21 protein-coding genes and 3 pseudogenes are annotated in these 26,941 nt (G+C 68.6%); 7 read left to right on the top strand and 17 right to left on the bottom strand.

Annotated features, from left to right (window positions below; translation table 11 throughout):
* Window positions 1-433 precede the first annotated feature (433 nt).
* Together aceE and ACGF8A_RS33080 are read right to left on the bottom strand one after the other, a co-directional pair.
* Window positions 434-3,115: a pyruvate dehydrogenase (acetyl-transferring), homodimeric type gene (gene aceE / locus ACGF8A_RS33085; RefSeq protein WP_393114226.1), complete on the bottom strand. Its 2,682-nt coding sequence runs from the start codon at window positions 3,113-3,115 to the stop codon at window positions 434-436.
* A gap of 113 nt (window positions 3,116-3,228) precedes the next feature.
* The gene (locus tag ACGF8A_RS33080) at window positions 3,229-3,969 is read right to left on the bottom strand and encodes an SDR family oxidoreductase (RefSeq protein ID WP_393114224.1); all 741 of its coding nucleotides are present in this window, start codon (window positions 3,967-3,969) and stop codon (window positions 3,229-3,231) included.
* Window positions 3,970-4,352: 383 nt separating this feature from the next.
* On the opposite strand from ACGF8A_RS33080, the gene ACGF8A_RS33075 reads away from it, so the two are divergent.
* A complete protein-coding gene (locus tag ACGF8A_RS33075) occupies window positions 4,353-4,724 on the top strand; it encodes a cupin domain-containing protein (protein WP_393114230.1) in 372 nt (123 codons plus the stop codon).
* 235 nt (window positions 4,725-4,959) lie between these two features.
* Window positions 4,960-5,256, top strand: coding sequence for a transposase (locus ACGF8A_RS33070; protein WP_393114222.1), 297 nt, complete (start codon window positions 4,960-4,962; stop codon window positions 5,254-5,256).
* A gap of 17 nt (window positions 5,257-5,273) precedes the next feature.
* Here the strand turns inward: ACGF8A_RS33070 and ACGF8A_RS33065 are convergent, their stop codons facing one another.
* Entirely contained in the window at window positions 5,274-5,558 is a 285-nt protein-coding gene (locus tag ACGF8A_RS33065) for a hypothetical protein (protein ID WP_393114220.1), read from the bottom strand.
* A 174-nt stretch (window positions 5,559-5,732) separates the two neighbouring features.
* On the opposite strand from ACGF8A_RS33065, the gene ACGF8A_RS33060 reads away from it, so the two are divergent.
* Window positions 5,733-6,272, top strand: a complete 540-nt coding sequence (locus ACGF8A_RS33060; protein WP_393114217.1) for a MarR family winged helix-turn-helix transcriptional regulator — start codon at window positions 5,733-5,735, stop codon at window positions 6,270-6,272.
* A 59-nt stretch (window positions 6,273-6,331) separates the two neighbouring features.
* On the opposite strand, the gene ACGF8A_RS33055 is transcribed toward ACGF8A_RS33060, so the two are convergent.
* The 3 genes and pseudogenes from ACGF8A_RS33055 to ACGF8A_RS33045 form a co-directional block, all read right to left on the bottom strand.
* The gene (locus ACGF8A_RS33055; RefSeq protein ID WP_393114215.1) at window positions 6,332-7,297 is read right to left on the bottom strand and encodes an MFS transporter; all 966 of its coding nucleotides are present in this window, start codon (window positions 7,295-7,297) and stop codon (window positions 6,332-6,334) included.
* A 67-nt stretch (window positions 7,298-7,364) separates the two neighbouring features.
* Window positions 7,365-7,736, bottom strand: a pseudogene (locus ACGF8A_RS33050) (MFS transporter); the annotation flags it as partial.
* Between the two features lie 193 nt (window positions 7,737-7,929).
* Window positions 7,930-9,051: an NAD(P)-dependent alcohol dehydrogenase gene (locus ACGF8A_RS33045; RefSeq protein ID WP_393114213.1), complete on the bottom strand. Its 1,122-nt coding sequence runs from the start codon at window positions 9,049-9,051 to the stop codon at window positions 7,930-7,932.
* A gap of 401 nt (window positions 9,052-9,452) precedes the next feature.
* On the opposite strand from ACGF8A_RS33045, the gene ACGF8A_RS33040 reads away from it, so the two are divergent.
* From ACGF8A_RS33040 to ACGF8A_RS33025, 4 genes are all read left to right on the top strand, one after another.
* Window positions 9,453-10,517, top strand: a complete 1,065-nt coding sequence (locus tag ACGF8A_RS33040) for an MBL fold metallo-hydrolase (protein ID WP_365452457.1) — start codon at window positions 9,453-9,455, stop codon at window positions 10,515-10,517.
* Window positions 10,518-11,325: 808 nt separating this feature from the next.
* Entirely contained in the window at window positions 11,326-13,263 is a 1,938-nt protein-coding gene (locus tag ACGF8A_RS33035; RefSeq protein ID WP_393114210.1) for an FAD-binding protein, read from the top strand.
* 10 nt (window positions 13,264-13,273) lie between these two features.
* Complete coding sequence (locus ACGF8A_RS33030) at window positions 13,274-14,176, top strand: LLM class flavin-dependent oxidoreductase (protein ID WP_393114208.1); 903 nt, start codon at window positions 13,274-13,276, stop codon at window positions 14,174-14,176.
* A gap of 147 nt (window positions 14,177-14,323) precedes the next feature.
* Window positions 14,324-14,851: a hypothetical protein gene (locus ACGF8A_RS33025; protein ID WP_393114206.1), complete on the top strand. Its 528-nt coding sequence runs from the start codon at window positions 14,324-14,326 to the stop codon at window positions 14,849-14,851.
* Between the two features lie 246 nt (window positions 14,852-15,097).
* Here the strand turns inward: ACGF8A_RS33025 and ACGF8A_RS33020 are convergent, their stop codons facing one another.
* The 11 genes and pseudogenes from ACGF8A_RS33020 to ACGF8A_RS32970 form a co-directional block, all read right to left on the bottom strand.
* A complete protein-coding gene (locus tag ACGF8A_RS33020) occupies window positions 15,098-15,502 on the bottom strand; it encodes a hypothetical protein (RefSeq protein WP_393114204.1) in 405 nt (134 codons plus the stop codon).
* A 103-nt stretch (window positions 15,503-15,605) separates the two neighbouring features.
* Window positions 15,606-15,896: pseudogene (locus ACGF8A_RS33015) on the bottom strand (transposase); the annotation flags it as partial.
* A 112-nt stretch (window positions 15,897-16,008) separates the two neighbouring features.
* Window positions 16,009-16,362, bottom strand: a pseudogene (manB, locus tag ACGF8A_RS33010) (phosphomannomutase/phosphoglucomutase); the annotation flags it as partial.
* A 15-nt stretch (window positions 16,363-16,377) separates the two neighbouring features.
* Window positions 16,378-18,078 (bottom strand): glycoside hydrolase family 13 protein, encoded by a 1,701-nt coding sequence (locus ACGF8A_RS33005; RefSeq protein ID WP_393114202.1) that lies wholly within the window; start codon window positions 18,076-18,078, stop codon window positions 16,378-16,380.
* Window positions 18,075-19,307, bottom strand: a complete 1,233-nt coding sequence (locus ACGF8A_RS33000; protein ID WP_393114200.1) for a Gfo/Idh/MocA family protein — start codon at window positions 19,305-19,307, stop codon at window positions 18,075-18,077. Before ACGF8A_RS33000 ends, ACGF8A_RS33005 begins: the two co-directional genes overlap by 4 nt.
* Window positions 19,304-20,320 carry a glycosidase gene (locus ACGF8A_RS32995; RefSeq protein WP_393114228.1) on the bottom strand — a complete coding sequence of 339 codons (1,017 nt, stop codon included), beginning with the start codon at window positions 20,318-20,320 and terminating at the stop codon, window positions 19,304-19,306. Before ACGF8A_RS32995 ends, ACGF8A_RS33000 begins: the two co-directional genes overlap by 4 nt.
* Window positions 20,321-20,382: 62 nt before the next feature.
* Window positions 20,383-21,276: a carbohydrate ABC transporter permease gene (locus tag ACGF8A_RS32990; protein ID WP_393114197.1), complete on the bottom strand. Its 894-nt coding sequence runs from the start codon at window positions 21,274-21,276 to the stop codon at window positions 20,383-20,385.
* Window position 21,277: 1 nt separating this feature from the next.
* A complete protein-coding gene (locus tag ACGF8A_RS32985; protein WP_393114195.1) occupies window positions 21,278-22,240 on the bottom strand; it encodes a carbohydrate ABC transporter permease in 963 nt (320 codons plus the stop codon).
* 5 nt (window positions 22,241-22,245) lie between these two features.
* A complete protein-coding gene (locus tag ACGF8A_RS32980) occupies window positions 22,246-23,517 on the bottom strand; it encodes an extracellular solute-binding protein (RefSeq protein ID WP_393114192.1) in 1,272 nt (423 codons plus the stop codon).
* Between the two features lie 111 nt (window positions 23,518-23,628).
* Window positions 23,629-24,660, bottom strand: coding sequence for a LacI family DNA-binding transcriptional regulator (locus ACGF8A_RS32975; RefSeq protein WP_393114190.1), 1,032 nt, complete (start codon window positions 24,658-24,660; stop codon window positions 23,629-23,631).
* A 1,019-nt stretch (window positions 24,661-25,679) separates the two neighbouring features.
* On the bottom strand, window positions 25,680-26,879 hold the full coding sequence (locus ACGF8A_RS32970; RefSeq protein ID WP_393114188.1) for a hypothetical protein: 1,200 nt from the start codon (window positions 26,877-26,879) through the stop codon (window positions 25,680-25,682).
* Window positions 26,880-26,941: the final 62 nt, after the last annotated feature.

Below are 26,941 nucleotides of genomic sequence, written 5' to 3'. Positions count from 1 at the left end.
CTCGGGCGAGTAGACCTTCATCACCATAAAAGATGCCTCCTACCCGGCCCCTGCCGGGGCCGGGATCAGAGGTGTCCACCACTCGGGGACAGGTCCCACCCTCGGACGGCACTCCACCAGCTCCGGACCCGGCTGCGGCAGCAACGGCTCGATCAGCGACCACAGTTCATCCGACACAATCCACGGCCGTGACTTACGTTTTCCCACGAACACACCAACGAGCGGACAAGCCAACAGTCATATGATCAACCACTTCTGTCAGGATCTCTAAGCCAGCGCGTCACGGTGCCCTCGGTGACGGGTTCGCCGAGGGCCGCCGGGTCACGGAAACCGCCATGATGTCGTTCAGCACCTCACGGCTCGGCAGGGCGCGTCCCCCGAACCTGTCGTCCATGGCCTGCGCCATGCGGGGTCGGTCGCGGCACATCGCCGCTCACAGTTCGAGGCCGTAGCGCGCGCGGGCCTCCGCCACGGTCGCCTGAGGGATCTGCCCGGCCCGGGTCAGCCGGTCCAGTGCGGTCACCACGATCGACTCGGCGTCCACCCGGAAGTAGCGGCGTACGTCCTCACGCGTGTCGGACAGACCGAAACCGTCGGTGCCCAGGGAGTAGTAGTCCTGCTCGATCCACTGGCTGATCTGGTCGGGTACCTGCCGCATCCAGTCGCTGACGGCCAGCACCGGCCCCGGCGCACCGGCCAGGGCCCGGGTGACGAACGGCGTGCGCTCCTCACCGCGCATCCGGGCGTCGTCGGCGCGCATCGCGTCACGGCGCAGTTCGGTCCAGGACGTCACCGACCACACGTCGGCGTGCACGTTCCACTCGGAGGCGAGGAGTTCCTGCGCGCGCAGAGCCCAGTGAATGGCCGTGCCGGACGACAGGAGTTGCAGCCGGGGCCCGGTCGCCGCGCGTTCGGCGGGCCGGAACCGGTAGATGCCCCGGACGATGCCCTCCTCGATGCCCGGCACCGGCGGCATGGCCGGCTGGTGCTTGGGCTCGTTGTACACGGTCAGATAGTAGAAGACGTCCTCGGGTTGCTCGCCGTACATCCGGCGCAGACCGTCCCGGACGATCACCGCGATCTCGAAGGCGAAAGCCGGGTCGTAGCTGACCGCCGCCGGATTGGTGGAGGCCAGCAGATGGGAGTGCCCGTCCCCGTGCTGCAGGCCCTCACCGGTCATGGTCGTGCGCCCGGCGGTGCCGCCCACCACGAAGCCGCGGCCCATCTGGTCGGCGAGTGCCCAGAACTGGTCGCCGGTGCGTTGGAATCCGAACATGGAGTAGAAGATGTAGAACGGGATCATCGGCTCGCCGTGCGTGGCGTACGAGGTCGCCGCGGCGGCGAGTTCGGCCACGGAACCGGCCTCCGTGATGCCCTCGATGAGCAGCTGCCCGGTCTTGCTCTCCTTGTAGTGGAGCAACTGGTCCGCGTCGACCGGATCGTAGTTCTGGCCCAGCGGCGAGTAGATGCCGGCCGTGGGGAACATCGACTCCATGCCGAAAGTACGGGCCTCGTCGGGGATGATCGGAACCCAGCGTGCCCCGCTCGGCTCGCGCATCAGGTCCTTGACCAGTCGGACGAGCGCCATCGTGGTGGCGACCTCCTGTTGGCCGAAGCCCTGCTCCAACGCCTCGAAGGGCTTGGTGGGCGGCTGCGGCAGAGGCTTGGCGGTCACGCGCCGGAGAGGGGCGGGACCGCCAAGCGCGGCCCGGCGCTCGCGCAGGTACCGCACCTCGGGAGAGTTCTCCCCCGGGTGCCAGTACGGAACCTCGTCGCCGGCGAGCGCGCTGTCGGGGATGCGAAGCTCCAGCAGGTCGCGCAGGTCGCGGAACTGGCTCATCGTGAGCTTCTTCATCTGGTGGTTGGCGTTGCGGGACTCGAACGCCGAGCCCAACGTGTGCCCCTTGACCGTCTGGGCGAGGACCGCCGTCGGCGTGCCACGGTGCTCCACCGCGGCCCGGTAGGCGGCGTACACCTTCAACGGCTCGTGTCCGCCACGTGAGTTCGCGAACAGCTCGACCACCTGCGCATCGCTCAGCGAGGCGGAGACGGCGGACAGGGCGTCGCCGGTGAAGAAGTTCTTGCGTATGTAGGCAGCGTCCCGCGCGGCCAGCGTCTGCATCTGCGCGTCGGGCACCTCGCCCAGGCGCCGCACCAGGGCGCCGGTGTCCTGCTCCAGCAGAGGGTCCCAGGCCTCGCCCCACAGGGTCTTGACCACGTTCCAGCCCGCGCCACGGAACCGTGCCTCCAGTTCCTGTGCGATTTTCGAGTTGGACCGTACCGGCCCGTCCAGGCGCTGCAGATTGCAGTTGACGACGAACGTCAGGTTGTCCAGGCCTTCGCGGGAGGCCAGCGTCAGGGCGGCCATGGACTCCGGCTCGTCCATCTCCCCGTCGCCCAGGAACGCCCACACCCGCGAGGCGGAGGTGTCCTTGATGCCGCGAGCCTGCAGGTAGCGGTTGAAGCGGGCCTGGTAGACGGCGCCGATGGCGCCCAGCCCCATGGAGACCGTCGGGAACTCCCACAGCCACGGCAGCCGCCGGGGATGAGGGTAGGACGGCAGGCCGTGACCGCTCGCCTCCCGCCGGAAGGCGTTCAGTTGCTCCCTGCTCAGCCGCCCTTCGAGGAACACCCGGGCATAGATGCCAGGCGAGGCGTGCCCCTGGAGGAACAGCTGGTCGCCCGAGCCGTCACCGTCCTTGCCCCGGAAGAAGTGGTTGAACCCGATCTCGTACAGCCAGGCCGCCGACGCGTAGGTGGAGATGTGGCCGCCCAGCCCCAGACGCGAACCGCGGGTGACCATCGCCGCTGCGTTCCACCGGTTGAGCGCGGTGATCCTGGACTCCATCGCCAGGTCACCGTCGAACTCCGGCTGCGCGGAGGCCGGGACCGTGTTGATGTAGTCCGAGGACAGCAGCCCGGGCAGGGACGTGCCCGACTGCGCGGCGAACTCGTGCACCCGACGCATCAGGTACACCGCCCGCTCCGGCCCGGCGTGGCGCACGACAGCGTCGAGGGAGGCCTGCCATTCGGCGGTTTCCTCGCGGTCACGGTCGGGTAGCTGGTCGAGCTCACTGATCACGGGGTTCTCAGCGGGCCGGAACGGTTCACTCATGGCAGCCTTCCTGTCACGGCGTGGGTGTCGGCGACGCCGACCGCGGACACGGTGGCTGTCGCGGGGCGACTAGTGGGGAAGCATGGGCGACGATGTGTCGCCGTCCGGTGGACTCAGCGGCTCTTGAGCCACTGGGTGAACGTGTGATGGCCCACGTGGGCGTCCGTGCCGGGAAGCAGCGCTCGCTTCTCGAGCACCGCGCCGAAGAACGGCGCCCGCGCGTCGGCGATCACCGTGCCGGGGCGGCCCAGGGCGGTCAGCAGCTCGGCGGTGACCTCGTCGAGCCGGACCTCTTCGGGCCCGGCTGCCTCGAGGACCCCGAACAGCGGCAGGCCCACCGCGACATGGGCGAGCGCCCCCGCGACGTCGTCCGCCGAGACCGGCCGCAGCAGCAGCGGTGGCACATGCACACCGTCGGGCCGGATGCCGGCGGTCGCGGTCGCCTCCACCGACTCGTGGAACGGCGTGGCGCGCACCAGGGAATACGGAACGGTGGTGTGCCGTACCAGGTCCTCCTGTGCCGTCTTGGCACCGAAGTAGCCCGAGCGGACCCGGCCGGCGCCCACCACAGACAGTGCCACATAGTGTTCCACGCCCGCCACGGTGGCGGCCTTGAGGAGGTTGCCCGTCGCGGTGGTGAAGAACTTCGTGCTGACGTCCTGATCCTGTGAGGGTGCGTCGGTGACGTCCACCACCACGTCGGCCGTCCGCAACGCCTCGGCGAGGCCTCGTCCGGTGCTGACATCGACCCCTTCCCCTCGGGAGACCGGCACGACCTCCACCCCGTGGTCCCGGAGCCGGGCGACGGTCCTGGAACCGATCAGACCAGTGGCACCTGCAACGACGACTCTCATCCGGATCTCTTCCGTCGAGGGGGCCGATGACCCCGCTGGGTGTCCGTCGACGACGGTGGCGGACGTCGGCGTGCCACCGTGTACACCACATCTAGACAGAACTGGTCCGGATCGTGTGACACCGAGCCGGACGCCCTGGTGCCGGACGCGGCCGACCGTCGCGCCGTGTCACAGATCCGGCTGACATCCGGTCAGGAGGGTCGAGCGGTCTTCACGACCGGACATGACCACCTGACGGCGGACGATGTGCCGCCCGGACAAGGTGGAACCACGGAAGGTGCGACTCAGTGTCGGAGAGCTCACAGCACACCCAGCACGGCCACGACGGACACGGCCACGGAACCGGCGGCGAGGACGGGCCGAACTGGACCCGAGCGGCGAGGATGCTCCAGGACGCCTCCCCGATCATCGTTCCCGAGGGTGCCTCGGCGATGACCATCCACGTGCAGTGGGAGCCCGGTGACCCCGGCACCCCGCCGCACCGTCACTCCGGCCCGGCGTTCGGCTATGTCATCAAGGGCGCGGTTCGCTTCGAACTGGAAGGCGAGCCCGAGCGCGTCATCGAGGCCGGCGGAACCTTCTGGGAGCCGGGCGGCGACGCCATCCACTACCAGGACGGCAACGCCCTCTCCGACGAGAGGACCGAGTTCGTCGTCACCATGATGTGCGCCCCCGGCAAGCCCATGCTCGAGCTGGTCGCCGAGGAGGAGCTGAAGGAGCGCGCCCACCTGCGCGCCCCGCGGCCCACCGCCTGACAGTGAAGGTTGGCCATGGCATCGCCCGGAGGTCTGGCTCTCCGCCTGACTGACGCTTCGGTTGTCCTTCTGGGGAATCGTCGGCCTGCCGGGCGATGCCGCTTGGCGCGTGGCCGGCCGGGTGACTGTGACCTGATAAAAGCCTGGCCAGAGGTCCCATCACTGTCTTGTCCGTCTGCCCACTCTCGCGCGCGCCCTTGCGTACGCGAGAGTGGGCAGGGCAGCACACACCAGCATGGCAGCAGACGAGATAGGCGTCATCGGCGGGATCGACACCCACACCGATCTCCACCAGGCCGCGGTCATCGACGGCATCGGCCGGCACCTGGCCACCGAGCAGTTCGAGACGACCCCGGAGGGATACCAGCGGCTGCTGGAATGGCTCCGATCCCACGGAGAGGTCCTCGCCGCCGGGGTCCAAGGGAACGGCGCCTACGGTGCGGAGATCGCACGCTTCCTCACCCTGAACCAGGTCACGGTGGTCGAGGTGGACCGGCCCGCCGACCGCAAGTCGAGGCGGCACAACGGCTAGTCCGACCCCATCGACGCCTACGGGGCCGCGACCGCCGTGCTGTCCGGCCGGGTCGGCGGCACGCCCAAGGCCCGCAACGGGACCGTGGAGGCGATCCGGGCTTTGCGGGTGGTCCGCAAGAGCGCGGTCAAGTCGGCCAGGGACCGCTTCGCGGCGGCGACCGCCGCGCGGGCGTCGCCCTCGTCGGCAAGCCGCACCTCGCCGATGACCTGCTCTGTCGCGGGGTTGTGAAGCGGAGGTGTCTCGGTCCCGTGAGGGGTGAAGAAATGCCCGTCGATGTAGATCTGATGGATCTTGCGCACGGCTGTGTCCCTATCACTCGTGTGCGATAGCGGCGTGCTCCGCCAGTCGGCGGCTGCGGGGCGGGCGCCTGGGACGCCCGCAGCGATGTTGATGCGCCGCATAAAGTCTGACTAGCAAATCGTCTGCAAGGCCACCTATGTGTTGATCAACACAGTCTTTGGTAGGCTTCCTGCATGTCCACGGCTACGAGTGCGTCCCAGCAGCAGGATCCCGGCGGTCTCCAGCGAGGAACGAACTTCGGCTGGTCCCTCGGCATGGTTCTGCGCCGCTGGCACGAGTACGTCGAGGTGGCTCTCCAGGAACTGCCTCATGCCAGCCGCGGGTACCACATCCTGGCTGTGGTCGTGCACGAGGACGTGCCTACGCAAAGTGCGCTGGCCACACGTCTCGTGATCGACCGCAGCGTGATGACCTACCTCATCGACGATCTCGAGGCCGCCGGACTGATCGAGCGGCAACGCGATCCGCGTGATCGCCGTGCCCGGCGCATCGTGGCCACCGAGCTGGGCCGGCAGGCGCTGGCCGCTGCCGAGGAGCGCGTCGCTCACGCTGAGGACCAGGTCCTGCGCGGTCTTCCGGAGGAGCAGCGGGGCTTGTTCCGCGATGCCGTGGAGCGTGCCGCGGAGCACATCGTCGCGGCCACGCCGGAGACGGATCCGTGTCTTGCGGTGGCCAGGGTGTTCCCTCAGCCCGAGGTGACGCCCGGCCTCTGAGCGTCGAGGTGGCGCCCCGCGCGCCTCGCCGCCTGGCTGGACCATCCCCCCGTCGGGCTTCACCGCAGTGGGTGTGCCCCGTGCTTTTGAACAGGGATGAGGGAAGCGATCACAAGGGCGGCTGCTCCTGAGATCGCCAGGACCGCAAACCCGTAGGCGTATCCGCATTCGGCCGGCAGGCCCTCGGGAGGCGTGTGCGCGCTCAGGATGCCGCTCATCACCGCTACAGCGACCGGACCCCCGATGGTGCGGACGTTGGCTGTCACACCGTTGGCCACGCCGGTCTGGTCCGGGCGTACGGCAGCGACGATGACGTTCGACATCGTCGAGAAGGCGATGCCTAGGGACACGCCCATCAGCGCCAGGGCAGAGGCGATGTGCCAGGCCCGGTCGTGCGCGACCGCGAGGCCGACCACTGCGACGACTTTCAGCGCCGAGGCCGTCACGAGAACATGGCGCGCCCCCAGTCTCTCGACCAGCCTGGCCGAGGCGAGACCGGCGAAGAACATCGTCACAGTCATCGGCAGGAGCCGCAGGCCGGCTTGGGTGACGCTCGCCCCGAAGTCGTAGACGGCTTGCGGGGCCGTCTGTACGAAGACGGGCAGGAAAGCCATCACTGCGAACAGGCTGACCCCGAAGAGCAAGGAGACGAGGTTCGTCGTCCATACTGCGGTGCTGCGCATCATCCGGATGTCGACCAGAGGCCGGTCCGAGCGCTTCTCCACGACTACCCACCACGTGGCGAGCGCCACGGCGGTCACGAGGGGCGTGATCACCGCGGGCGATGCCCAGCCCCATCGGGACGCCTGGGCCAGCGGGACGAGCAGTGCCAGGAGCCGGCCGGCCATCAACGTGGCGGCGAGCCAGCTGACGGGAGTGGGGTTCCGCGTGGGGGAGGGCGGTATGACGACGCGGGCCGCCACGGCGGCCGCGACGATCAGCGCGACAGGGATCCGGAACGGCGAGCGGATGCCCAAGGTGTCGGTCAGTGGCCCTGCGAAGACGACGCCCACCCCACCGCCCACCGCGGCCAGGCTGCTGCAACACCGACGGCACCTGGTGTCTGTTCCTGTGGCAGCGCGTCGCGGATGATGCCAATGTCAGCGGTAGTACGCCACCGCCTGCGCCCTGGACCACCCGTCCGACGAGCATGAGGGAGATGTCGCGTGCCGCTGCGGAAATGACCGAGCCCGCGGCCAGGGTGAGGAGCGAGGCGACCAGGACGCGATCCTTGCCGTAGCGATCGCCCAGGCGGCCGACAAGGGGCGTGCACACCGAGGCGGAGAGCAGAAAAGCGGTCATGACCCAGGCGATCAGATTCTGCGTCGTGTCGAGGTCCTTCTGCAATGCGGGCAGCACCGGGTTGATCAACGACTGCAGCAGAGCGAAAGCGAAGACGGCAAGGAGAAGGACGAGCAGGGTCGTTCGGGTAGAAAGGGCACGGGAGGCCGACAGTGAACGCATGGGTCACCCGACAGCGCACAATGATGCGGCGAGGGGGCAAACGGCTGGCCGGCAAGCGCCTGTCATGTTTCGGCTGGCCGGTGAGATGAGAATCCGGGAGCGGGGAGTGTGATGTCGGGTGGCCGGGGAGCCGGCGGCGTGAGCACTGCCCGCGATGCGGTGACGCACCCGTACCCGGGGCGCGTCCGACCCGTCAGCTGACCGGACCGGCGAAGCGCAGGACAGGCTTGACGACTTCACCTCGGGCGGCGTCGTCGAACGCGGCGTTGATGTCCTCGAAGTCGTAGAAGCGCACCAGGCGGTCGACAGGGAAGCGGCCGGCCTGGAACAGCTCGACGAGCTGAGGGATGAACCGCTGCGGAACGGCGTCGCCTTGGACGATTCCCGCCACGCTCTTTCCGAGAGCGAGCTCTGAGGCGGGTACTGCTGCTTCCGGCGACCCGCCCGCGACGAGCCCGACCTGCCCCATCGACGCCAGGGACGCGACCGCGTGGCCGAGCATTTCTGGACGGCCCGTGGTGTCGAGGACGAAGTCGACGCCCCTGGGTGCGATCTCCCGGATGGCCGCGGTCACATCGCCCTGACGGACATCGATGGTGTGTGTCGCACCCAACTCCTTCGCCAGTGCCAGACGTTCGGCATGGACGTCGACGGCGATGATCTTTGCCGCGCAGGCCACCCGGGCTGCCATCAAGGCACCGAATCCGACGGCGCCGACACCCAGTACGGCGATACTCGCTCCCGCCGGGAGTGAGAACGAGTTCATCACGGCCCCGGCACCTGTCTGCAGGCCGCAGCCGAGCGGGGCCAGCAGTTCCAGCGGCGCGTCCTTGGGCACCTTGACGGTGTTCGAAACGTTTGTCAGGGCATGCGTCGCGAATGACGACTGCCCGAAGAAGTGGCCGTTGAGCTCTGTGGTCTCGCCGTCCTTCGTGCTGATGCGGCGGATCCCGCGGCTGCCATCGAGCCGGGCGCCGGAGAAGTTGGCGGTGAAGGCCTGATCGCAGTACGCCGGGTGCCCCTTGAGGCAGGGTTCGCACCGCCCGCACGACTGGAATGACAGAACGACGTGGTCACCGGGCTGCACGTCATCAACCGACTCGCCGACTTTCTCGACGACACCGGCGCCTTCATGTCCGAGTACGTGGGGCAGGCCGACCGGTATGCGCTGGTGCCAGGCGTGGGCGTCGGTCTGGCAGATGCCTGTGGCCACGAGCCTCACGAGGACTTCATCGTCCTTCGGTTCGTCGAGCTCAAGCTCATGGATCACCAACGGATCGCTCTGGCCCTCGGCTACTGCTGCCCGGATGCGCATGACGGGTCCTTACGGGTGACTGGCGTTGTGTTGGCAACGCAATGATTGATGTACGCAAACAATGTGCGGCAAAGAACGTCTTGTCAAACGAATGTGCTTCCAGCCACACGACGCCCAGTCGCGTCCGTGTGTGTCGAGTTACCTAGCGTGATAGAAGCAGCTCACGGGCGGTCTTGGCGCCCGATGGGCGACGGTCGAGTCGGTGGCGGCGGAGAATCGTTGCGATTGACAGATGTTTTGTCGCGCAACATGCTTGCCGGGCAAACGTTCCGCGGAGGCGTTGAAGCCCTCAGTGCGCGGCAGCAGACGCCGCCAAGAAGACTGCCTCTCCTCATCCGGTCCGCGCCGATGACACACCTGCCGGGCCCGGGGCCTCCGCCCGGTCACAGACAAGGACGACCATGGCTAGCAAGTACGGCGACTTCTACTCGACGAAGTGGGGCTTCCCGAAGGCTCTGGCTTCCGAGCACGTGCCGTCTCCGAAGCAGTTCATGCCGGAGTACCTCAACGACCCCTCCTTCTACGAGAAGGGTTACCACGTCGAGAACGTCGGCGACGGCGGCAACTTCTACTGGGTCACGAGCCCGTCCGGCTACGACGGCGGCTTCGTCGTCACGGGCAGCGGCGTCATCGTGATCGACGCTCCGCCCGGACTCGGCGAGAACATCCAGTCAGCGGTGCGCTCGGTCACGAGGGAGCCCATCACGCACCTGATCTACAGCCACTGGCACTCGGACCACATCGGTGCCGCGTCCCAGTTCGGGCCCGAGGTCAAGATCATCGCGCATGACATCACACGCGAGCTGCTGACCCGCTTCCCCGACAAGTACCGCCCGCTGCCCACCGAGACCTTCCACACGGACGCGGAGCTCGAGGTCGGCGGCGTCAAGCTGGAGCTGTCGTACAAGGGTGCCGACCACTGCCCGGGCAACATCTACATCTACGGCCCCGAGCAGAAGGTCCTCACCAAGATCGACATTGTGAGCCCTGGCTCCGTGACCTTCATGCACTGCGACGTCTCGGAGAACATCAGCGGTTTCTACCAGGCCCACGACGACATTCTCTCCTACGACTTCAAGGCACTCATCGGTGGCCACATCTCCCGCTGGGGAACCCGCGAGGACGTCGAGATCGTGCGTGAGTACTGGCACGACGTGCTGAACTTCTCCCAGGAGGCCCTCCGGGAGATGAGCAACAACGAGGCCCTGCTGGGCTTCATCGAGGGGCTGGGCCGTGAGCACCAGCTCGTCGGCGGCGAGAACTGGATCAACTCGATCGCGAACTACGTCACCGAGAAGACCCTCACCAAGACGACCTCCAACGGTCAGACCTGGCCCGAGCGGCTCGCCGGCGCCACCGTCAACACCAAGTACCACGCCTGGACCGTCGCGGAGACCTCTCGCACCGAGCGGAGCCACTTCGGTTACCAGAAGGAAGGCAACGGCGGTCCCTTCTACATCGCCTGAGCAGTAACACCGTCAAAGGGTGCGGCCGCCGTCCACCGGCGGCCGCACTCCGGGCCGAGTGATGAAGCGATCTTGTACGGGCCGCCGCCTCTCGGCCCCGGGGCCCCGGCCGAGGACCGGCTCGTCGCATTCGTCAGCGCTTACCTGGACTATCTGCTGGACAACCTGACTCTCCAGCGCACCTCGGAAACCGCCGCGGTATACGCCCGGTACCGAAACGGGGCCTACCGGTTCTGGTACCGCCACACCGCGATGCTGCTAAATGCCACACCCGACCCCGAGCACGCCGCTCACGCACTACTGGCCGCCCTGGCACCGAACACGTAGCCGCCCTCCTCCCAGAAATGGGCGAGCAACGGACACGCGCAGGCCTGATCCGCCTCGCCCGCTCAGCGACACAACTCTGTAGCCCGTAGAAGAGGAGGACTTCTATGTGGGGCACGCCGAGACCGGCGACCCCTTGTTTGTGGGCGTGCGCACCTGTGGCAACCGCGCAGCGCCTTGTCGCATGCGCCGGTGAAGCGGCCCTCACTGCCAGCAATTACGCATCCCACCTCTCGTCGCCTCCAAGGCGCCACTGAGTCTCGTCGCGCCATCCGTGAGCGCCGACGTCCGCTGGCGGCAGTGAACTGCATAACAGTAATTGCTCTCTGCTTTTGTTCGGACGCTCTGCGCAACAGTACGTGCCCCGAATGGAAGCTTATGCCTGATTGCTTCGATCATTCTGTGGCTGCCGCAATGATTTGCCGCTGTACATTATTGAGACAGCAACGCATTCTGGTGGCTCGCATCAGGGATAGGACAGGCAATGGAACTGGGAGTCGCCCTCAATCCGTCGGAGTCCGGCGGCGTCAGTGGCAGGCTGGTGGAGCTCGCCAGGCTGGCCGAGGAACGCGGTCTTGCTTTGGTCGTCGTGGACAGCTCCGGCGCGGCCGATCGCGCGCAGAACAAGTCCGATACGAAGCTGGGCCGGGAAGGGGACAGCAGCGATGCCCACCTCCGCACAGCCGTCATGGATCCTTGGACGGCTGTCGCCTGGCTGGCTGGGAAGACAGGCCGCATCAGCCTGGGTGTGCACCTTCAGGACGTGGTGGGATCCTCGCCTTCGGACGCCTCGGTGCCCTACCGCAGCGTGGTCGCGAAGGCCGCAGAGAGCTTGGAGGCGCTGGCGCCGGGCAGGATCATCACCGATTCTGCCGCGTGGGTGAACGCCCCTCACGACGCGTCGGCGGAGGAGTTGGCCGCCCTGGCGGAAGGCGGCCGGCCGGTCGTCGTACCCGTCGACTCTGCCAGCGAAGTTGAGCGGCTCGCGGCTCTCTCCGAGGCCGGCTCCGTGGCCTCCCGGCGTCAGCGACCGCTCGCGGCACGCTCTCGTCGGCGGCCCGGGATCGAGTACGACTCTGTTCCCCAGTCCCTCGTGGATGACGCGGTCGAACCGGGCGATCCCGGATATCGCGGTGTCGCGTCCAACTATCTGCGAGGTGGCGCACCTGGACTGGTCCTGCGCCCCAAGACAGCTCAGGAAGTCGCGGACGCTCTCAGTTTCGCGAGACGCCATACGCATCTGCCACTCGGCATCCGAAGCGCCGGCCATGGCGTGAGCGGCCGCTCGACCAACAAGGGCGGCATCGTTGTCGACGTGGGACGGATGAACGCCATCACTGTGCTGGACGCTACGGAGCGCCTGGTGCGGATAGGTCCTGGCGCGACCTGGAAGCAGGTGTCGGCCGCCCTGCACCCGCACGGCTGGGCGCTCGGCTCCGGTGACTACGGCGGTGTCGGCGTCGGCGGACTGGCGACCGCCGGGGGCATCGGACTGCTCGGCCGCGCGCACGGCCTCACCATCGACCATCTGCGCGCCGTGGAGATGGTGCTGGCCGACGGTCGTCACATACGGGCCAGCGCCGAGGAGCACCCTGAGCTGTTCTGGGCGGTGCGTGGAGCCGGCGCGAACTTCGGCGTCGGTACGGCGTTCGAGTTCCAGGTGGATGAGGTCGGGCAGGTCGGCTACGCACAGCTGGGGCTCTTCACGACGGACATTGCACAGGCGTTGACCGATTTCGGCAAGATCGTTTCCCAGGCGCCTCGTGACACCACTGTCTTCTTGATCACCGGACGTCCCCGGCAGGGCAACTGGAACATCCAGCTCCTCGGAATCGTCGACAACCCCGATCCCGACATCATCGTGGAGCGGCTGACGCCCTTTGCGCAGATCGGAACGCTCACCCAGCAGCAGGTTGTGGTCACGCCGTACGCAGGCGTCATGGGATCTGCAGCCGATGTCGGCCCGGAAGGCCACAGCGGCTTCGGTGACCCGGTCTCCCGCTCGGCCTTCCTGCCCGAGCTCACCTCCGAATTCGCCCGCGACGCCGCTGACCTCCTGCGCACCGGTCCGGTGTACTTCTTCGAACTCCGGGCGATGGGTGGGGCCATCGCCGAGGTCCCTGCCGACGCAACGGCCTTCCCCCACCGGACATCCGCCTTCCAAGTGACCGCCATGGGCGGGAACCACGACAACCTCAATAAGGTCTGGGACCCGCTGCGCCACCACTTCGACGGCCTCTACCTCAGCTTCGAGACCGATCCCCGGCCCGAGCGACTCCACGACGCCTTCCCACCCCAGGTCCTGAACCGGCTGCGGGAGGTCAAGCGCCGATACGACCCGGACAACCTTTTCCGCGACAACTTCAACATCGACCCCCACCCTGATCTGTCGGCCACCTCGGCCGACGCACGCGAAAAGTGAGGAGCTCCCCGTGAGCGATTACGGACACGAGCTGCTCTTCGGCTCGTTCATCACCCCGTCTGCCGGCGCGGCCCAGCAGGTCGTCGACCTCGCCGTGACCGCCGACCGCGCGGGCCTTGACCTCGTCACCTTTCAGGACCACCCCTACCAGGCTTCGTTCCTGGACACCTCCACACTCCTCACGTACGTGGCCGCCCGCACCGAGAACGTCCGTATCAGCGCGAACGTCACCAGCTTGCCCCTACGCCCGCCGGCCGTCCTGGCGCGCGCGGCGGCCTCGTTGGACCTCCTCTCCGGCGGACGCTTCGAACTGGGCATCGGTGCCGGTGCCTTCTGGGACGGCATCGAGGCCATGGGAGGCCGTCGGCTCACGGCCGCACAGGGCGTCGAGGCTTTGCGCGAGGGGATCACCGTCATCCGCGACCTGTGGGACACCGACGTGCCCGGCGAAGTCCGGCACCACGGCCGGTACTACGAGGTCAACGGGGCCAGGCGCGGTCCACGGCCTGCACACGACATCGCCATCTGGGTCGGCGCGTACAAGCCCAGAATGCTAGCCCTCACCGGCGCTGTGGGCGACGGCTGGCTACCCTCCATGGAGTATCTGCCCAGGGGAGTGGACTCGCTGCCGGAGATGAACGCCCGCATCGATGAGGCAGCGGTATCGGCAGGACGTTCTCCGTCGGCCGTGCGCCGCTTGATGAACTTCATGCAGGTCCAGTTCTCGCCCACCTCACGCGGGCTGCTCAACGGCCCTCCGCAGACATGGCCGGAGCAGATCGCCCATCTCGCACTCGAGCACGGCATCAGTGCGTTCATCATCGGTGGCGACCACGCGGCGACGATCGAACGATTCGGCGCCGACGTGGCCCCGGCCGCCCGCGAACTTGTGGCACAGGAGAGATCCCGCTGAGAACGCCAACCTCCCAAAGATCGCAACGTCAGAACGTGTGGCAGCAGTCGTCCTCCCGCCCTGCTTGTCACCTCTGCCTAGCTTGGATCCGCACTGAAGGCCATTGCCAGATGCCAGCATGAACAGGGGTCGGCGCAGGCTCGCCGATTGGCCAAGGCCGCTTATGTGGGTGCCACGCTCACCGGGAACCTGCGGGACGTCCCCCGCCTGCTCGACCACGCCCGCCGGGCCGCTCCCGGTCCGGAGTCTTTGCATGCCGCCGTCGCCACGGCGATCTACCTGCTGAACAGCTACGGAGACATCGACACCGCGCACCGCGTACTCAGTGCCGCGATAGGCCTCCAGCGCAAGCCGTACGGCCCGACCGACACCACGCTGTTGGACGCCATGTTCACTCTGCTGATGGTGTGCTTCTACGGCGGCCGGGCCGAACTGTGGCCGGCCTTCGACGAGGCCTTGGCGCACTTCATCTCGCCACCGAAGTCGCTGCAGGTCACCCGGGCCACCCTCGGTGACCCCGCACACGCCCACCCCGACAGCTTCGCCCGTCTGGACGCCCTGGTTGGCTCGGCGCTCAAGGCGTCGGATCCGGTGCAGGTCGTGCGGGTCGGTATCGCCGCATCGTGCGTCGACCGCTTCGGCCCGCTGGATGCGCCTTTGTGGCGCATCGGCTAAGGCGAACGGGCGGCCGACAACGCCTTCCCTGCCGGCACATGTCGTCTGTGCGTTCTGACGACTTCCAGAAAGAGCGCCGGCCCCAGTCGACGAGGCCGCCGGTGTATCCGCCGTCGGCCGAGACCAGACAGATGATGTCACGTGCAGACGGCGCAGCCGGGTCAGCAGGCCCACCGCGACGGCCAGCAGCAGGTCGAGGTAGTCGGTCACAGGCGGCAACGTCGATGCTCAGGCTTCCGGGATCGGTCATGATCCAGCGGACGATGCGGCGGGGCCGTGGAGCCGGGCGGTGCACAGGTGTCGCCGCGGTGGTGGCCTTGAACGGCGGAGGTAGCGGCGGACGGCCTGTATGCTTCCGGCGAAACCCAAGGCGACGATCTCCTGGTGGAGCTGGGCACTGTTGTGACAGCCCTCGTTCCACCGCTGGTGGAGGTAGGGCTTGTACTCGTCCAGGATGGTGGACCGGTTCGTCGCTTTGACCAGCAGCTCGTCGATACCGGTGGCGCGGGCGAAGCGGCGCACGGTGGACCGGTCCAGCTGCAGTGTCCGGCAGATGTGCTCCAGCGTGCTGCCGTTGTCCGGGAGCTGCCGCACGGCGGTGTAGCGTTCCCTGGTCCGGGTCACCCAGGCGGCGTTCTCGTCCGCAGACATCCAGCATCCCGGCAGCCGGTGCCGGCGGCGGTGGCGTCTGCCAGATGTCGTCGCTGGTCGGCGAACGGCCGGTACGGTGTTCTCGAAACGCGGTCCGGACGCGGGCGTGGTGGGCGGAGACGGTCTTTTCGACGGCCTCGCCGAGGTTGTGCCACAGATGCCACGCGTCGGCGACCTGCACCGCTTGCGGGGCTCCGCTGCGGGCGCCCTCGGCATAAGCCCCGGCCCGGTCCCGGCAGATGATCTCCACTTTTGGACGGCCCTTCAGCCATGCGGCCAGTGGTTCGGCATCCCGGCCGGGCAGCACGTCCACCGGGCGTCGTCTCTCCAGGTCCACCAGGATCGTGGCGTACGAGTCGCCCTTGCGCAGCGCGAAATCGTCGACCCCGAGCACGCGGACCTGTCCGAAGAGTCTTCCGGCGTGGCGCGGACCAGACGTAACAGGGTGTCCTTGGCGGCGCGCAGGCCCAGCACCCCGGCCAGGCGGACTCCCGCGCGGCTGGCCAGCGCGAGACGGGCGCCGCGCCGGCCCGGCACATCTTGATGCCGTTGTACTGCGCCGGGTTGTGGCTGGCCGTGAACATCGCACCGGGTCGCCCGAGCTTGCCGCTCGCGAAGTACAGCCCGTCGGTGGAGCACAGACCGATCTCGGTCACGTCGGCGCCGCGCTGGGCGGCGCCTTCGGCGAAGGCGCGGGCCAGAGCCGGGGAACTGGGGCGCATGTCGTGGCCGATGACGATGGCGTCCGCGCCCGTCACCTCGACGAAGGCCGCTCCGAAGAGCCGGGCGAGGTCGTCGTTCAGCTGGTCGGGGACGGTGCCGCGGACGTCGTATGCCTTCACCAGGGCCGGAGAGGTCAACGCTGGGCCTGCCACTCACTTCTTGCTCTCCTTGACAAGCGTCCACACGGCCGTGTCCTGCGGGATGCTCCGGCCTTCCAGCGGGGCGCTGGACAGCAGCACCTCGGCGCCGTAGTCCAGCGGCAGCGGCCGCTCGCCGAAGTTGACGACGCACCTCAGACCCGAGCCGCGTTCGAATCCGAACCACGCACCGTCGTCGGGGCCGTCCAGCTTCAGGACCGCGTCCGAGGCCTGGTGCGCGCGCCGCAGACGCAGCGCTGATCGGTACAGGGCGAGCATCGACTCGCCGTCGTTCTCCTGGGCCTGGGCGGAGAGCTCCGCCCAGTTGGCTGGCTGGGGAAACCAGCAGTCCTCCGCGGCGGCGGTGCTGAAGCCGTACGGGGCGACCTCGCCCTGCCAGGGCAGCGGCACTCGGCAGCCGTCGCGTCCGCGCTCCCGGTGTCCGGAGCGTTCCCACAATGGGTCTCGCAGCCGGTTGTCGGGCAACTCGACCTGCGGCAGGCCGAGTTCTTCGCCCTGGTAGACATAGGCGGCGCCGGGCAGCGCGAGCATCAGCAGCGCCGCGGCCCGGGCGCGGCGCTCGCCGACCGTGCCGCCGCCGTAGCGGGTGACCGGCCGGACGGCGTCATGGCTGGAGAGTACCCAGGTGACCGGGGCGCCCACGGCCTGCATCGAGGCGACGGACTGCTCGACCACGCCGCGCATTCTCGCCCCGTCCCAGGGACACTCCAGGAAGTCGAAGTTGAAGGTCTGCTGCATCTCGCCAGGACTGACGTACCGGGCCAGCCGCTCGGGATCGAAGATGCCGGCCTCGGCCACCATCACCCGTTCCCGGGGGGCGACCGCGCCCGCGGGTGCGGGATGGCTGTCCAGCAGAGCGCGCCACCGGCGGAAGAGCGGGTGTAGCTCTTCCTGGTCGTAGTAGGGCATCAGGTGGTTACGGAGGACGTCCTGGTGCTGACCGGGCCCCGCGTCCGGCAGTCCTTCGGCCTTGAACAGGGTGTGCGCGACATCGACACGGAAGCCGTCGACACCGGAATCCAGCCAGTGGGTCAGGATGTGTTCGAAGTCGGCGACGACCTCGGGGTCACGCCAGTTCAGGTCCGGCTGCTCCGGGGCGTGCAGGTGCAGGTACCACTCGCCGGGCCGGCCGTCGGGGTCGGCGACCCTGGTCCACGCCGGTCCGCCGAAAGCCGACTGCCAGTCGTTGGGCGGCAGCGTGCCGTCCCTGCCTCGGCCGGGGCGGAAGATGTACCGCTGCCGTGCCCGAGAGCCGGGCGCGTCGGCGACCGCCTCCCTGAACCACGGATGCTCCTCGGAGGTGTGATTGGGCACCAGGTCCACAAGGACCTTGATGCCCATGGCGTGTGCCTGGGCCACCAGGGCGTCGAAGTCGGCCCTCCTGCCGAGGTCCGGGGCGACGCCGGTGTGGTCGGCGATGTCGTAGCCGCCGTCCGCCAGCGGCGAGGGGTAGAACGGTGTGATCCACAGCGCGTCCACCCCCAGCCGGTCGAGATGGTCGAGGCGTGTTCTGGCTCCGGCGAGGTCGCCCACACCGTCGCCGTCGCTGTCGGCGAAGGAGCGCGGGTAGATCTCGTAGCACACGGCGTCCCGCCACCACGCGGCGTCCGGGCCGGCCGTATCGCCGGCCCGGGGCCCGGCGACGGCCGGGACCCGGCTTCCGGCGTCGACGGCAGGCTTCTTGAGCGTGCTCATGCGGCTTCACCCCGGGGCGACGGGACCGGGATGGTGACCGGCACGGTGCGCCCGGTCTCCGCCGAGCGGGTGGCCGCCTCGGCGACGGCGACCGTGGCCAGGCCTGACTGGGCGTCGGCCACCGGGGTGCCGCCATGCTCCGCGCACAGCAGCATGTCGGTGAAGGCTGCCCGTACGCTTTCGGAGTAGACGTACGGCTTGCGCGCCTCGCCGCCGAGGTCGATCACGAGGTCGACCCGGTGCGGGGCGGTGCGTCGGACACCTCGTCCGGAGGCCGGGGTTCCTGAGCCGGCGTCACGCGTCACCGATACTGTGACCTGCTCCTGACCGTGCGGGCGCAGGCCCGGGACCCGGAGGAGTTCGGCGGCCCGCTCGGGCAGCCGCTCCCAGCGGGCGGCGCCCGTGTCGTCGGTCCATGCTGTGACGGTGGCGTAGGTGGGGATCCAGCCGCTCACCCGGGCCTCGGCGAAGCCGTAGTCCAGCCTCATCAGCTGCCGTTCGGCGCGGTGCGCGTGAGTGAAGGAGTGGGTGTGGGTGGCCACCGCCCCGCCGGGGTGGACGGCGGTGGCCACCACGATGTCCACAGGCCCGCCCGGTCGCCGCACCGCGGTTCCCTGGACCTGGACCGGGTCGCTGCCCATCAGGGCCCTGGCCGCGTCGAAGAAGTGCACGCCGTGCTCGATGTGGATGCCGCCGCTGTGCGCCGGGTCCCAGAACCAGTGGTCCGGCCCCAGGTCCTCGTCGGACGCGTCGTTCTCGAAGGCGAAACGCCGCAACGCGTCGAGCAGCCCCTCCTTGCCGAGCCGCTGCAGCATCCGCAGGATCGGGTTGTAGCGGAGCACGTGGTCGACGACGAGCACGCCCGGAGCACGGTCGGCCTCCTCCTTGACCCGGGCGGCGTCCTTCAGCGTGACGGCCATGGGCTTCTCGCAGAAGACATGCTTGCCCGCGCGCAGGGCCGTGACGGCCGCGTCGGCGTGGGCGGCGGGCGGGGTGGCCAGGGCCACCCCGGCCACGTCAGGAAGAGCGATGGCCTCCTGGACCGTGGCGCAGACGGCCGCGCCGTGCCGCTCGGCGAGCGCGCGGGCGCGCTCGCCGTCGGGGTCGGCGCAGGCGACGATGCGCAGGTCCGGGATGTCCCGCAGCGCGTCCAGCACATAGGCGCCGAAGCCACCGCAGCCGATCAGCGCCAGCCCGAACTCACGTCCGGAGCGCGATGCGGTCCTCACTCGGCCCGGTCCAGGCGCGCGACGCCGATGTGCGCGTCGGCCATGCCGTAGAAGACGTACCGCACGCCGTCGATCTCTTCGATGGCGGTCGGGAAGACCACGTTGGGCACGGTGCCGGAGCGCTCCTCCTCGGTCTCCGGGGCCATCAGCGGCTCCGTGGTTCGGGCCACCACACTGGCCGGGTCGGCCAGGTCGAGGATCATGGCGCCGGCCGCGTAGTGGACCGTCTGCACCTGGGCGAAGGGGTCCTCGATGTGGCCCGAGACGCCATGGTGGATGAGCAGCCAGCCCTCTTCCACCCGGATCGGCGCCGGACCCGCGCCGATCTTGAGCTCCTCCCAGGGGTGCTCGGAGAGCGCGACCAGGCGGTGGTGGCGCGGCCGGGCCAGCGCACGGATGTCCTGCTTGACCTCGTCGACCGGGACGTAGGAGATCCAGATGCCGGGCCGCTCGTCCGTCACACCGGCGGGCAGGTGCACGCCCTCACCGGGACGGAACCAGCCCAGGTCCCACATCGGCCGGTGCAGCATGGCGTAGTACATCGCACCGTCCGGGCCGGGCACGGGTTCCGGGAAGTGCACGACGTCCTTGTTGGGGAACAGGTTGAGGTCGGTGTCCAGGTCGGGCTGGTACGCGAACTGGATCGGGCCGAGGCGCTCCCAGTTCACGAGGTCCTCGGAGACAGCGAGCGCCGGCTTGGGCCCGAGCGGGCCGTAGGCCACGTAGGACATCACATGCCGACCGAGGGACTCGATCCAGGTGACGCGGGGGTCCTCGACACCGGCGTTGTTCTTGCCGCGCTCCCAGCCCTCGTCGGGAGCGAGGACGACGCCGCGGCGCTCGACGCCCGTGGGGACGCCGTCCTCGACGACCACCTCGGCGAGGCCGACGCGGGAGACGTTGCCGCCGGCGACAAGCCGCGGCAGCAGGTGGAGCGTGCCGTCAGGGGTGCGGCCGGCGGCCGGGTTGAGGACGCCCTCGACCTCCATGGCTTCGCCGGGGAGCGGGGACATGACGACACCGACCCGGGTGAGGCGGTACGGAACGGGGTTGGTGGAACTGCGGGTCACAGGGTTCAGCCCTTCGTGGCGGAATCGATGTCAGTGGAGGAGAAGCGGCTCTGGAACGCGATGTAGAGCGCCACCGCGGGAGCCGCCAGAACGCACGCGCCGGCCAGGATCGCGCCGAAGGGGTTGGCGGCGGCCGAGGAGACGGTGCTGATGTAGTTGGCCAGCGAGACGGCCAGGGGCTGCATCTCGGCGTCCTTGGTCACGAGGAACGGCCAGAGGAACTCGTTCCAGGGACCGGTGAAGCTGAGCAGCACCACCGAGATCAGTGCCGGCTTGCAGAGCGGCACCGCGACGCGGAACAGGATCTGCAGCTCCGAGGCACCGTCGATGCGGGCCGCCTCGAACATGGCGGGCGGCAGTTGCAGGAAGAACTGCCGGAAGATGAAGACGGCGCTGGTGTTGATCGCGAAGGGCAGGATGATGCCCAGGTAGGAGTCGGCGAGACCGTAGTTCCGCACGATCAGCACGTACAGCGGAATGATCAGCAACTGGAAGGGCACGACCTGGACCAGCAGCACGAGGGCGAAGGTCGCGCCCCCGCCGCGGAAGTGCAGGCGGGCCAGCGCGTATCCGGCGAGAAGCCCGAAGACGGTGGTGCAGATGATCACGCCGCCGGTGAAGATCCCCGAGTTGATCAGCGAGCGCCCCAGCGAGATGGCTGAGTTGATCTCGGTGTAGTTGCGCAGTGTCAGGTTGCCGGGGGTGGGGAACGCCCCGGCCGGGCTGGAGTCCGGCTCCTCCTGCAGGGAGCCGATGATCATGTAGTAGAAGGGAAAGAGGAAGGCGAAGGCTCCGATGAGCAGCGCGATCTTCGATCCGATCGACATCCGGCCTCTCCCGGCCTCGTCCGACAGGCCCTTGCGCCGCTTCGCGTGGGAGGGTGCGACGTCGGCGGTCATGTCAGTCCCTCTCCGTGAAGCGGCGGTAGACGAGTGAGATGGCGGTGATCAGCACCACGAGGATCACGCCGATGGCGGCGGCCTCGTCGGGATGCCCTTGCTGCAGACCTCGCTGGTACATGAGGAGGACCGGCGAGGTCGTCGCTCCGTCGGGTCCACCGCCGCTGGTGAGCAGGTAGGGCTCGGTGAACAGGTTGGCGCCGGTCACCGTGGCCAGGATGAGCACCAGCAGCGTGGCGGGGCGTACCGCGGGCACCGTGATCGACCGGAAGATGCGGAACTTCCCGGCTCCGTCGATCGCCGCCGACTCGTACAGTTCGTTGGGCACGTTCTGCAGTGCCGACAGGTACAGCACCACGAAGAAGCCCAACTGCTTCCAGGCGACGAAGACCGCGACGAGCGGCATCGCCAGTGTGGAGTTCACCAGCCACGAGGGGTCCGGCGCGAGGGGGCCGAGCGCCTTGTTGACCACGCCATTGGTGTTGAACAGGAACAGCCACACACCCACGACGGCGACACTGGCCGTGATGTAGGGGATGTAGTAGGCCGTCCGGAAGAAGGAGCGGAACCGCATCCTCTTGTTGAGCGCGGTGGCCAGGACCAGCGAGCCCACCACCGTCAGCGGAACATTGATGACGAGGAAGACGGCGATGTTGGTGAAGGAGCGCCACACGGCGGGATCGGAGAGGACCGCGACGTAGTTGTCCAGACCCACGAACGGACGGTCGACCTGCACCCCGGGGGCGGTGAAGAAGTAGTCGTGGAACGAGATCCACACGGCGTAGCCGAGTGGGTACACGAAGACGGCGGCCAGGTAGAGCAGATACGGGGAGACCATCAGCGACCCGATGGGCTGGCGGCCGCCCAGCCGCCGCCACAGGGGCTGCCTGTGCTCCGCCTTGCTTCCGCCGGCTCCGGGAAAGGCACCCCCGGAGCGCCGGGCCTCAAGCTGTGTCGAGGACATGGTCGTTACTGGCCCTCTGCGAGCTGCTCGACCTCGTCGGCGGCTTCCTTGAACGCGGAGTTCAGGTCACCCTTGCCGAAGATGACGGACTTGGTGTAGGCGTCGCGGAAGGTCTGCCAGATCTCCACCGAGTTGGGGACGTTGGGGGACTCGATCGTGTGCGCGGCCTGCTCGGCGAAGAACTCGTACTCCTTGTTCTTGGCGAAGTAGTCCGGGAAGGCGCCGAGCAGGTCCTGGCGCATCGGCATCTGGCCCGTCGCCTCCAGGAGCTTGCCGTCCTGCTCCTTGCTGGTGGCGAACTTGAGGACGTCCCAGGCCGTCGCCTTGTTCTCGCACGAGGTGTACATGCCGATGGACTTCTGGTCGCTGAAGGTGCCCTTGGCAGGTGAACCGTCGGCCGTCGGTACGGGCGCGACGCCCCACTTGATCTTGTCGCCGTAGACGGATATGGCCCACGGGCCGACGGTGGCCATGGCGGCCTTGCCCTCACCGAAGGCGTCACCGTTGAAGGATTCCTTGGGCGCCAGCTTCTCGGCGTACATGGTCTTCCACATCTCCGCGGCCTTCACGCCCTCCTTCGAGGTGAACTGGGCCTTGCCGTCCTCGACCAGCTGCTTGCCGGTCTGGGCCGCGAGCAGCGGGTAGTAGTCGAACCAGGACTGGTAGAACTCGGAGGTGGGAGCCGGCCAGATGGCCGCCTTCGCCCCGCCGGCGCTCACCAGCTTGCGCGAGGTCTCCAGGAAGTCCGCGTAGCTCGCCAGCTTGGGGTTCTCGGGGTCGAGGCCGGCCTTCTTGAAGATGTCCTTGTTGTAGATGATCGAGACCGGGTTGCTCTTCCACGGCATCTGGTAGTACTTGCCGTCAGGGGAGGCGTACTGGTTGAGCCGGTCCCCGACGCGTGACTGCAGGTGTTCCTTGGCGCCGGGGAACTCGTCCAACGCGACCAGCCCGCCCTGCTTCTGGAAGCCGGGCACCGCGGCCGGAGCGGTGTTCAAGACCAAGCACGGCGCGTTGCCGGCCGCGATCGCGGCACCGATGACCTCCTCGGAACTCTTGCCCGCGGGAATCTCCTGAGCCGTCACCTTCTCGTCAGGATGCGCGGCGTTCCAGGCCGCCACCATGCTCTTCCCCCAGGCGACTTCCTGTGCGTTGTTGGAGTACCAGATCTTGATCGGTCCGCGCGCGTCGTTCGATGCGCCTGCGGAATCCCCTCCACCGCCGCACGCGGTCAGGGCCAGGGCGGCCGCGGGAACTATCGCGAGGAAAGCCTTCTTCATTGGAGGTTCCATTTCTCATTCGATGGGGTCAACAGGTGGACATCGGCGTCGCGTGACGTGTGACGAGATCTAGCTGAGGAAAACAACTCGTGACCGGCCATAGGCCGTGGGTCACGCGCTGGCCCCGCGGACGGGCGCCGGGCCGGTCGAGCCCCGCAGGAGCAGCGTCGCGGGGTCCAGTTCCACGTCCTCGGCGGTGCCTCGCTCGATGACCTCGACTAGCGCCAGCGCCGCGGCCCGACCCCAGGACGTCGGATCGGCGCGGCAGGTCGTCAGTGAAGGGAGGGTCCAGGAGGCGAGGGGGACGTCGTCGAAGCCGACTATCGACAGGTCCTCGGGCAGGCGCAGCCCGGCTTCCTGCGCCACCGCCATGCCCGCCGTGGCCGACAGGTCGTTGCCGTACACGATGGCTGTGGGCGGGGCGCTTCGGGCCAGGAGCGCCTGAGTCGCCCGTGCTCCGCCCTCGGCGGTGAATCCTCCGGCCAGGACGGACCCGGCCGGCAGCCCTGCTTCGGTGAGGGCGTCGGCCCACGCCTGACGGCGGCGCCGTGCGTGCACGAACTCCTCAGGCCCGGCCACGTAGGCGATGTCGCGGTGTCCGAGCTCCACGAGGTGCCGTACGGCGTGGCGGATCACTGGGCGGTCGTCCAGATTCACCGTCGGCAGTTGCGTCCCGCCCTCGACGGCTCCCACGACGACGGCGGGCAGACCCAGCTCGGCGACAAGCGCCAGTCGCGGGTCGTCCACACGCAGGTCTGTGAGGAACACACCGTCCACCCGCCGGTCGGAGTCGAGCCGACGGTAGGTCGCCTCCTCGTCGCCCGGGCGGCAGACGTGCAGCATCAGACCGTCGCCGGTTTCGGAGATCACCGACTCGATTCCCGCCATGAACGCCGGATAGAAGGGGTCGGTGCCGATGAGCTCCGGTTCACGGCTCAGGACCAGCCCGACGGCGTGGGCCCTGCCAGTGGACAGCGACCGCGCACTGCGGCTCGGCGTCCACCCCAGCTCCTTGGCTGCTGCCCTGACACGCTGCTGTGTGGCGGCGGCCACACCGGGCCGGTCATTGAGAACGAAGGAAACGGTGGCACGGGATACCCCGGCCAACGCCGCCACGTCCGCGATCGTGGGGCGGCGGGACATACGCAACTCCTGTCGTCTCCTGGCGGGCGGACCCATGACCACTGCAGGTTCCGAACGCTGCGGCCGGCATTACGGAACAAAACTTGCCGAGTACCAGAAATGCCGCGCACTCATGACCTGAAACGGTGTTCGGCGACTGCATGGCCAGGACTTGAACCGGTTTAAACGCTCCATAGCTTGAACTTCATTGTTGAACAAGTCAATGCACCTCAGGCGGTATGTGTACTTGCGGAGTTAAGTTACGCTTTTCTTGTATGCGTCTCTTGTGGCGATATGGCACTCTTTGCAAGAGGTGGCAGTCGGCGACGTCTCGCACCGGGACGACATGTGCGGGATCTCGGGCAGTGACCTGCACGGGCCGGTTGTTCTCGTCGCCGTCTCTCGGAATCGGCCACTACGCACCACTTCGCGATCCAGCACCAAGGCCGTCGAGCGCGGCATACAGGCCAGGTGTGACCGGCGGGCACGGCCGCAGTATGCTGACGCGTCCAGATCAACCGTTCCACCAGACATGGCCTGGGGTCTGTGCAGCCGGACGAACCAGTCAAGAAGTCGGCGACGGCAAGCACGGAGGAGGTCTGTGAGGTCCTTCAGATCCCGGTGCCGGCGGCGGTCTGGAACGCAGTGACGAGGCGACGGTGTCATTCACCGTGGATGGCCGGTCGCGGTCGCCTTCGATGCGGGCTTGCGCGCGGCGGACCAACTGCCGGGCAATCGATACGCTGGTTCCGGAGGCGGTGACACAGCCAGGTCCTCGAGCCGGGCCGCGTCGCGATCAGCCCCGCTACCGACAGCCGTCCCGAGCGCCGGCCGCTGATCGTCACGACGGGGGTGCGTCCGCGCCGGCCCCAGGTCCGTCCCCGGGGCGGCCGTCGCGTGAAGCCCGCTTCGTCCTCGAAGCAGATGTAGCCCCCGCACGCCGCCCGCGCTCTTTTACCTCCGCCCAGGTCGCCTCCTTCCAGACCGTGACGGCCCGCTCATCGCGTTCGGCCACCCGCCGCGCGGGCCCGAACGCGTCGTCAACGGCCCACAGGATCACCGTCGGCACCGTCGTCGCGGCTGCGCAGGGTCACGTGGCCGCCGTGGTGCAGCGGTGTGCCCAGCCGCGGGCGGGCCGCCTCGTGCCCCGTCTCCGCGTCGAACAGGTGCACCTCGCCGTGGCCGCCTCGGGTGACGGCGATCCAGTCGGAGCCCGGTGAGGCTGCCACCGCCCGGCGCTGGACGCCTTCCCAGGGGGTGCCGCCGCGGCGCGGTGCGCCGTCCATGGCGGGCAAGGAAATGCGGCGGACGGAGCCGTCGGCGCCCAGGAGCACGAGTTCGTCGCCGTCGGGGTGGATCCGGGTGAAGGCGGTGTGCCGCCGGGCGAGGGCCAGTCGGAACACGAGCCCTGGGCCGAGTTCCGTGTGGAGCGTGCGGCCGGTCTCCAGGTCGTGGTGCCATGCCTGGTTGGTCCACTCCGGCCAGCGCAGCGGGTCCGGGTCGCCGCCGCGCAGCGTGCTCCAGAGCGCCGGCCGGCGGGTGTCGAGCCGGAGGTACCAGCCCCGGGCGGGGGACCCCCAGGGGATGACCGCCTCGGCGGCGAGTGCGTAGCCCTTCCTCCGGGCCCGGTGTACTCCCTCGCCCGTGGCCGCGAACACGTCTCCCCTGCCGGGTGCGTACGCGTCCCCGTGCCCGTCGTCCGGCAGTGGCAGGACCGCGTGAGGTGTGACCGGAGGGCAGCCGGGCGGAGCCGCGAGGAGGTCGGCGAACCGGTGGACGGCAAGCTCGCCGGGCGCCCGGTGCCGCAGCACGACGAGCGGATCGTCGCCGCCCAGCACCGTCACGCCCGGTTCGCCGACGCGGGTGCGTACCCTCGCCGTGTCTCCGGTTTCCAGGTCGAGGACGGTCAGCAGGTCCGACCAGGGTTCGGTGTTCTCGCCCAGGCCGGTGGTGACGGCCAGTAGGCGACCGGACGGGTCGCAGCCGAGGTGCTCGGCCGGCACGGCGACCGGGACCGTGAGTTCCACGAGCTGCTCGGCGAACGGGTCGAGGACCAGCAGTTCCCCGCGACGGTCGTCGACGCAGGCCACCCGCCCGCCCGGCAGCGCCAGGAACCCGGCATGCTCGGAGAGATGACGGCCGGTGAGGCGTCCCACGACGGTGCCGTCCGGCACGGTCAGCACATGGACGGATCCGTCCACGTGGTCGGAGACGAGCAGAACGGGTGGGGCAGTGGGCATGGGTCCTCCAGGAACCGATATCGTGAAAACGATTATCATGTATCTTCGGTGCGTCCCGGTAC

The sequence above is a fragment of the Streptomyces sp. NPDC047706 genome (assembly GCF_043204795.1).
In the GTDB taxonomy this organism is placed as follows: Bacteria; Actinomycetota; Actinomycetes; order Streptomycetales; family Streptomycetaceae; genus Streptomyces.
Note: the sequence above shows the minus strand (reverse complement) of the source record. Positions and strands in the feature narration are given on the sequence as shown.

Excerpts from the sequence above, each read along its gene's own strand:
- ACGF8A_RS33075 (WP_393114230.1), top strand. The coding sequence starts at position 4,353 with ATGCTCCAGGACGCCTCCCCGATCATCGTTCCCGAGGGTGCCTCGGCG.
- ACGF8A_RS33080 (WP_393114224.1), bottom strand. The coding sequence starts at position 3,969 with ATGAGAGTCGTCGTTGCAGGTGCCACTGGTCTGATCGGTTCCAGGACC.
- ACGF8A_RS32980 (WP_393114192.1), bottom strand. The coding sequence starts at position 23,517 with ATGAAGAAGGCTTTCCTCGCGATAGTTCCCGCGGCCGCCCTGGCCCTG.
- ACGF8A_RS33070 (WP_393114222.1), top strand. The coding sequence starts at position 4,960 with ATGGCAGCAGACGAGATAGGCGTCATCGGCGGGATCGACACCCACACC.
- ACGF8A_RS32975 (WP_393114190.1), bottom strand. The coding sequence starts at position 24,660 with ATGTCCCGCCGCCCCACGATCGCGGACGTGGCGGCGTTGGCCGGGGTA.
- ACGF8A_RS33040 (WP_365452457.1), top strand. The coding sequence starts at position 9,453 with ATGGCTAGCAAGTACGGCGACTTCTACTCGACGAAGTGGGGCTTCCCG.
- ACGF8A_RS32990 (WP_393114197.1), bottom strand. The coding sequence starts at position 21,276 with ATGACCGCCGACGTCGCACCCTCCCACGCGAAGCGGCGCAAGGGCCTG.
- ACGF8A_RS32970 (WP_393114188.1), bottom strand. The coding sequence starts at position 26,879 with ATGCCCACTGCCCCACCCGTTCTGCTCGTCTCCGACCACGTGGACGGA.
- ACGF8A_RS32995 (WP_393114228.1), bottom strand. The coding sequence starts at position 20,320 with ATGTCCCCGCTCCCCGGCGAAGCCATGGAGGTCGAGGGCGTCCTCAAC.
- ACGF8A_RS33060 (WP_393114217.1), top strand. The coding sequence starts at position 5,733 with ATGTCCACGGCTACGAGTGCGTCCCAGCAGCAGGATCCCGGCGGTCTC.
- ACGF8A_RS33005 (WP_393114202.1), bottom strand. The coding sequence starts at position 18,078 with ATGAGCACGCTCAAGAAGCCTGCCGTCGACGCCGGAAGCCGGGTCCCG.
- ACGF8A_RS33035 (WP_393114210.1), top strand. The coding sequence starts at position 11,326 with ATGGAACTGGGAGTCGCCCTCAATCCGTCGGAGTCCGGCGGCGTCAGT.
- aceE (WP_393114226.1), bottom strand. The coding sequence starts at position 3,115 with ATGAGTGAACCGTTCCGGCCCGCTGAGAACCCCGTGATCAGTGAGCTC.
- ACGF8A_RS32985 (WP_393114195.1), bottom strand. The coding sequence starts at position 22,240 with ATGTCCTCGACACAGCTTGAGGCCCGGCGCTCCGGGGGTGCCTTTCCC.
- ACGF8A_RS33020 (WP_393114204.1), bottom strand. The coding sequence starts at position 15,502 with ATGTCTGCGGACGAGAACGCCGCCTGGGTGACCCGGACCAGGGAACGC.
- ACGF8A_RS33045 (WP_393114213.1), bottom strand. The coding sequence starts at position 9,051 with ATGCGCATCCGGGCAGCAGTAGCCGAGGGCCAGAGCGATCCGTTGGTG.